We start from the raw sequence: 6,063 nt of genomic DNA, 5'->3' as shown, positions 1-6,063 counted from the left end.
TCCTGAACACGTGACATCATAACAAGCTCTTTACCATTAACATCTTTATAGTAATATCCTACTAGGCCATGACCTGGCATGTTTTTTGTTTCTTCATGCTTTACATCCGCCGCATTTTGCGTCGAATCATTTGTTGCCGCAAATGCAGTGACTGTACCTGTACTTACAACCAATTGACTCATTAAGGCTGTTGTCGCTAAACATTTCCATACTGCATGTAGTTTCATCTTGTCTCTCCTCCTTGTTATCCTACCTTTTTAAAGGGTATCTTTCTGCGAGTTTTAGCTGTTTGTACCACCATACGACCCTTAATCCTTCCAGATGGTCGCATGTACTGTTATGACGCATAATAAACCAAATATACCAAATGTGTTTATTAGGTACTTTGAACAACTTAATTATATCAATTTGTATTTTAAAAGAATACATGAAATAATTAACAAATCATCTTATTTTTTCTAATTAACCTGTATTCAAAGCGGTCTAATTTAAGTACTGTTCCCAAAAATCAAACACACCTATCATCACTATATTTCTATTTTGTAATGTTAAAGGCGCGATTCATAAAGAAAAACTACTCAATTTTGAAGTGAACCCGAATAGTGGTACATGAAAAAAACACCTCCTGAATTCGCATACTAAGTATGCAAATTCATTGGAGGTGTTTTTCGTTTGAAGACAAGAGTTCATTACCCAGAAGAAGTAAAGTGGAAAGTGATTGAAATGAAAAAGGATGGATATTCCAATCGGACAATTATGGAGAAGCTTGGAATTAAAAATGTTTCCCAAATTAAGACGTGGATGAAGTGGTATCGTACCGATCAAACGTACCGTTTTCAACAACCTGTAGGAAAACAATATTCTTATGGAAAAGGACCAAAAGAGCTCAGTGAATTAGAACAGCTACGTTTAGAAAATAAACATCTAAAAACAAAATTACTTGTATGGGGAAAGTATCTGGAAATCGAAAGGGGCTGAAACCAGAAACTGTAGTTACTTTATGGAGAAATGTACAAACAAAAATAACGGTAAAAGACTTGTGTAACGTATTAGAATTACCCCGTTCTACATTTTATCGTTGGTTACAACGAACGGAAGATCTGAAAGATGATATAGAAGAAAAAGTAAAGGACGTCTGTCTTAGGCATAAATTCCGGTATGGATATCGAAGAGTGACCGCTACTCTTCGAAAAATGGGACTGTGTGTCAATCATAAAAAAGTATTACGAATCATGAGACAAAATCATATTCTTTCCAAAGTGCGTCGAAAGAAAAAGAAATATATCAATGGTGCGGAACCAATGGTAGCCCCTCATCGATTTGAGCGCCAATTCGATGCATCCAAACCAAATGAAAAGTGGTTTACGGATGTGACGTATCTCTTATTTGGAGAGCGTACCTTGTATGTATCAACGATCATGGATGCCTTTAATCGTGAAATTATTAGTTGTGTCATCAGCGAATCACAAAAACTGACATTAGCGATGAAAACATTGAAACCAGCAATGAGAGGGCGAAAAGTAAAAGATGTCCTTCTTCACTCGGATCAAGGAAGTATTTATACAGCAAAAGAATTTCAAGCGTATGCCAAAGAAAACGGCATGATCACCAGCATGTCCCGGAGAGGAAATTGCCATGATAATGCCGTCATGGAAAGCTTCTTTGGTCATTTAAAAAGTGAAGCTTTCTATTCACAAAAGATAACAAAAGTATCCAACACAACTGTGCGAAAGATTGTGCTAGAATACATTCATTACTACAATTGTGTGCGAATTCAAGAAAAATTAAACCACCTATCCCCTAAAGAATTTAGGGAACAAGTGGTTTAGGTGTTTTGATTGGTGTCCCGTTTTCGGGGTTCACTTCAATTTTCTTACAGAGGCTTTTTTAATTTACTAGTCTGATATGTCCTTTTTGTGTGAATACTAGATATATCATTCAAGGAGGTGGTAGTGGTGTTGAAAAAACAAGAGATTCTATTGTATACCAAAGGGATCGCAAGCTATTTGCTATTTTTCTCATCAATTAGAAAGTTAAATACAGAATGTAAAAGGGCGTATAGAGGTATTAGAAAACCATTCGAAAAAACTCTACAAATAGTCATAAATCACCTTCTACAGATGGTTTGCGTCAACTTCTGTAGAAGGTGGCCATTTTGGTTACAAAAGACATCCGCTTCATTTGACGACATGTCTCCCACGCATGGTACTTGTTGTAACGCGTCCCGCAACAAACTGTTAATAAAGTGATTTAAGTTGGATAATGTTTCCATTTAAAATTGATCTTATTTCTTGTTAAATCTTTTTTTAGCGGTTTTCAAACCGTATCAATGCTTATTAAATGACAGGACCTTACATATATATCGCCTATCAATAATAGCTTATTTCGATCAATCACCTATAAAGAAGTTTTCTTTATATTTGTATTCAAAGAAAAAGAATATTTTACATTAATCAAATAATTAGAAAATAATGGATATAAATATAATTGTTAGACTCTACTTGTATTTTTTATTATTATATTGAAAATACAATTTCCTTAACTCTCGATTTAATCCTGTGCTATTTGCTTTTTTGTATAAGCCTCATTTAAGGTCCAGACATCATAAAAATACAATGTTCTTTTTTCTATCAAGAGGCTATTCATAAAAGCAATTTCTTTATTTGATAAACATGTCTTGATTATATTTAAATCAAAGGGAACTGTTTCCTCGATACCAATTCTACCTTTTTTTAAATACACAAATAATCCATTCTCCTGATTGCGTGATATTAAAATCTAATTGCTGTTCTTTTGGACTTTCTAATACAGGTCTTCCAAATTTATTCTTAATAATAGAAATACTTTCAAAAGGTACATCAAGTAATAATGCCAATTCTTTTTGAGATAAAATTGTTGCCAGAAGAGCGCTTTGTTAATCCCTCCTGTTCCGAAAAGATAATATTCTCTCCTTGTCTTTATCAAATACATAACTTACTGCATTGAGTAACTCGTTATATGATAAAGGATTTTCCTCTTCGGACTGCAAATATGTTTCATTTCTCCGCAATTTCCATGTACCATTCAACGGTTTCTTATTTTAAACAACTAATAGGACTTTAATATATCTAATCTTGAATCCGTTATGCTCTTTACAATTGAATTGTAATACAAAATCTATATTTCACGCATACACGGTTTTGAAATAATATGAAATACACAATCTGATTAAATAAAATATTAATAAATATCTATCCCTGTCACTTTCACGACGACAGGGATAGTATTTATTAATATTTTCTAAACATTGGTGACAGGAGTCCGATTAAGACATTTAGAAAAAATCATATAATGAATGATTTTTTCTAAATACTCTTCATTAATTGATGCCCATTCCGTATCTAATTTTTTTAATTTCTCTTGAGTTTTTATGGAATTTACTATCACTGTTTTATTCTTGTCTTTACCTAGATCTCCTAACATCATAAGGTTTCGAATATCTTTTTGTGTATTTATATCTTGAGATAATTTTAGTACCAGTTCTTGATATTCCTCACTAGAAAGTAACTTAATCGAATATCCTAATGTATTTAATACTTCCAACATATTCTCTAAATCAACCTTTTTGTGGTTATAAATATGAAATACACAATCGTTATCATATTTATCAATTTTATCAGACGTTACAAATCCCATAATTATTTCACTACAATAGTCTACTGGTGTAAATTCAACTTTATCAGAAAATAAATCTTTTGTTACCACTCCATATTGCAACATGAATTTAAAGCGGTTCATAAATGCATTATCTTCAAGATTAAATTGATGTTGTCCATCACAATATCTATTTGTAAGATTACCTACCCTATATATATTGGCATCGGTTCCTTCTGAAATTGCTTTAAAGATTTCCTGCTCGGCTAAGAATTTACTTTTCACATAAACATTATCCTCGTAGTTTTGTTTAATATAAGAATCATTTTCTGTAAATATATTTCCTTCATCACTTGTGTACTCTCCAGACACGCTCGTCGTAGAAATATGATGTAATTGCTTATCTTTACCAACAAATTTCAATATTTCTCTTACTGATTGGACGTTTGCATTCTCAAAATCAGCCCAATCTCCAAAATGTTTGGTTAAAGCTGCAGCATGAATTACAATATTAACTTGCTTTTTAAGTTCTTCATACCTTACATTGTCTAATCCAAATTGTTTATCAGCAAGTTCACCTTTTACTATAAATAATCTTTTATTGATTAACGCCTCATATTTTTTAAATTTATCTTTAAAATAAAACTTTACCATTTTCGTTAATCGTATGATAGCTTGCTGGTCATCTTCTCCACGAACAACACAATAAATTTTATTTTGTGTTGCATCCATTAATTTTTCTAATAAGTGTACTCCTAAATAACCTGTAGAACCTGTTAGAAGGATACCACTGCTCGAATCAAAACACTTTTTATTCTTGGCTATTTTCTTTTTTGGTGACTTTACAAACTGAATGTTTGATACAGGTAAAGCAATAGCATTTACAGGCCCACTATTAATTTTTTCTGCAATCTTACTAATAGTTTTTAATTCATAGTAATCCTTAATGCTGATATCCCATCCTTCAGATAATGTTTTTACTAACGTAGCCATTATTTTTAAAGAATGTCCTCCTAGTTCAAAAAAGCTATCCCCTACACCAATTAATGAACTGCTAATACCTAAAACTTCTGACCAAATTACAACTAATTTTCGCTCTACATCGTTACGAGGCGGAATATATTCCTTACTATTTTGTATTAAGTGCTGCCATTCTGGTAAAGATTTCTTATCCACCTTCCCATTAATTGTTAAAGGTATTGATTCTATATTTACAAAGTGAGAAGGAATCATATAGCTTGGAAGATGAGCTTGGATATGATTTTTCCATTCCTGTACATTTCCTTCACCCACAACATAAGCTATTAGCTTTTTATCTCCTATTTTGTCATCCTGAGCTACTACAACTACCTCTTTTATACTTGGATACTGTCCCAATACCGCCTCAATTTCTCCTAACTCAATGCGGAACCCTCTAATTTTCACTTGATTATCAATTCTTTCCATATACTCTATATTTCCATTAGGTAAATATTTAACCAAATCTCCTGTTTTATATATTTTAGCCTTAGCCTCACCTTTGAACGGATGCGAAATAAATGAAGCGGCTGTTAATTCCGGACGGTTTAAATAACCCCGCGCTAATGCTATACCGCCAATATACAGTTCTCCAGCAACTCCAACAGGGACAAGTTGGAGATTTTGATCTAACACATATACTTCCACATTAGGTAGTGGACGCCCAATATGGGGTTTACCGTTTCCTTCATAAATTCCAATAGTAGCGCAAACTGTAGTTTCTGTTGGACCATATCCATTGATAAATAAACAATTTTTAGACCAACGCTGTGCTATGTGTTCGCTACAAGCTGATCCTGCAGAAATAAGTACTTTTAGGTGTTTAAAATCTAACTCATCTAAAATGTTTAAAACTGTAGGTGGTAAAATCGCATGCGTAATTCTATTATGTTGTAAAAATTGGGTTAATGGATCTTTAGGCATAATGTCATTTGAACTACATAGGTATAATGTCGCACCGGCTATAAGAGTGGTAAATACTTCATTAACAGCCGCATCAAATGATAAAGAAGCAAATTGAATAAATCTACTTTTTGCATCTACTTTCATTAATTCAATATGGGTTAATACAAGGTTACATAACCCTTTTTGTTCAAGAAGTACGCCCTTTGGGGTTCCAGTAGAGCCCGATGTATAGATTACGTAGGCTAAATTATCTGGCATTACTTCCACTAATGGATTTATGTTACATCCGTGTGAAATAAATTCCCATTGTCTCTCTAAAGAGATAGTTTGTACCTCCTTGGAAATCCACCAATCTGTATTGCTTTTTGTCAATATTATTGTGATTCCTGAATCTTTTACTATATATTTCAACCTTTCTTCTGGATAAGAGGGATCTAATGGTACATAAGCTCCACCAGCCTTTAAGATACCTAATAGGCCTACAATCATTTCTAGCGATCTATCTAC

The 6,063-nt window shown here is 33.0% G+C and carries 4 protein-coding genes; 1 reads left to right on the top strand and 3 read right to left on the bottom strand.

Features of this window, described 5'->3' with window-relative positions; all coding sequences use genetic code 11:
• On the bottom strand, window positions 1-227 hold a 227-nt coding region (locus ATL10_RS30065), incomplete at its 3' end, for a hypothetical protein (protein WP_142670036.1).
• Between the two features lie 445 nt (window positions 228-672).
• Between ATL10_RS30065 and ATL10_RS30060 the strand changes: the two genes are divergently transcribed.
• Window positions 673-1,829 (top strand): IS3-like element ISBt2 family transposase gene (locus ATL10_RS30060; protein ID WP_110498263.1). Its coding sequence is split into 2 segments (ribosomal slippage): window positions 673-925 and window positions 925-1,829, totalling 1,158 coding nucleotides; the frame shifts between segments, so codons are not numbered across the junction.
• An 893-nt stretch (window positions 1,830-2,722) separates the two neighbouring features.
• Here the strand turns inward: ATL10_RS30060 and ATL10_RS31495 are convergent.
• Together ATL10_RS31495 and ATL10_RS30045 are read right to left on the bottom strand one after the other, a co-directional pair.
• The gene (locus tag ATL10_RS31495) at window positions 2,723-2,902 is read right to left on the bottom strand and encodes a hypothetical protein (protein ID WP_481747236.1); all 180 of its coding nucleotides are present in this window, start codon (window positions 2,900-2,902) and stop codon (window positions 2,723-2,725) included.
• A 377-nt stretch (window positions 2,903-3,279) separates the two neighbouring features.
• On the bottom strand, window positions 3,280-6,063 hold a 2,784-nt coding region (locus ATL10_RS30045), incomplete at its 5' end, for an amino acid adenylation domain-containing protein (RefSeq protein WP_142670035.1).

It is taken from the genome of Bacillus sp. 196mf (assembly GCF_003217275.1).
GTDB classification, from domain to species: Bacteria; Bacillota; Bacilli; order Bacillales; family Bacillaceae_G; genus Bacillus_A; species Bacillus_A thuringiensis_S.
This window is presented reverse-complemented; position numbering and strand designations above follow the sequence as displayed.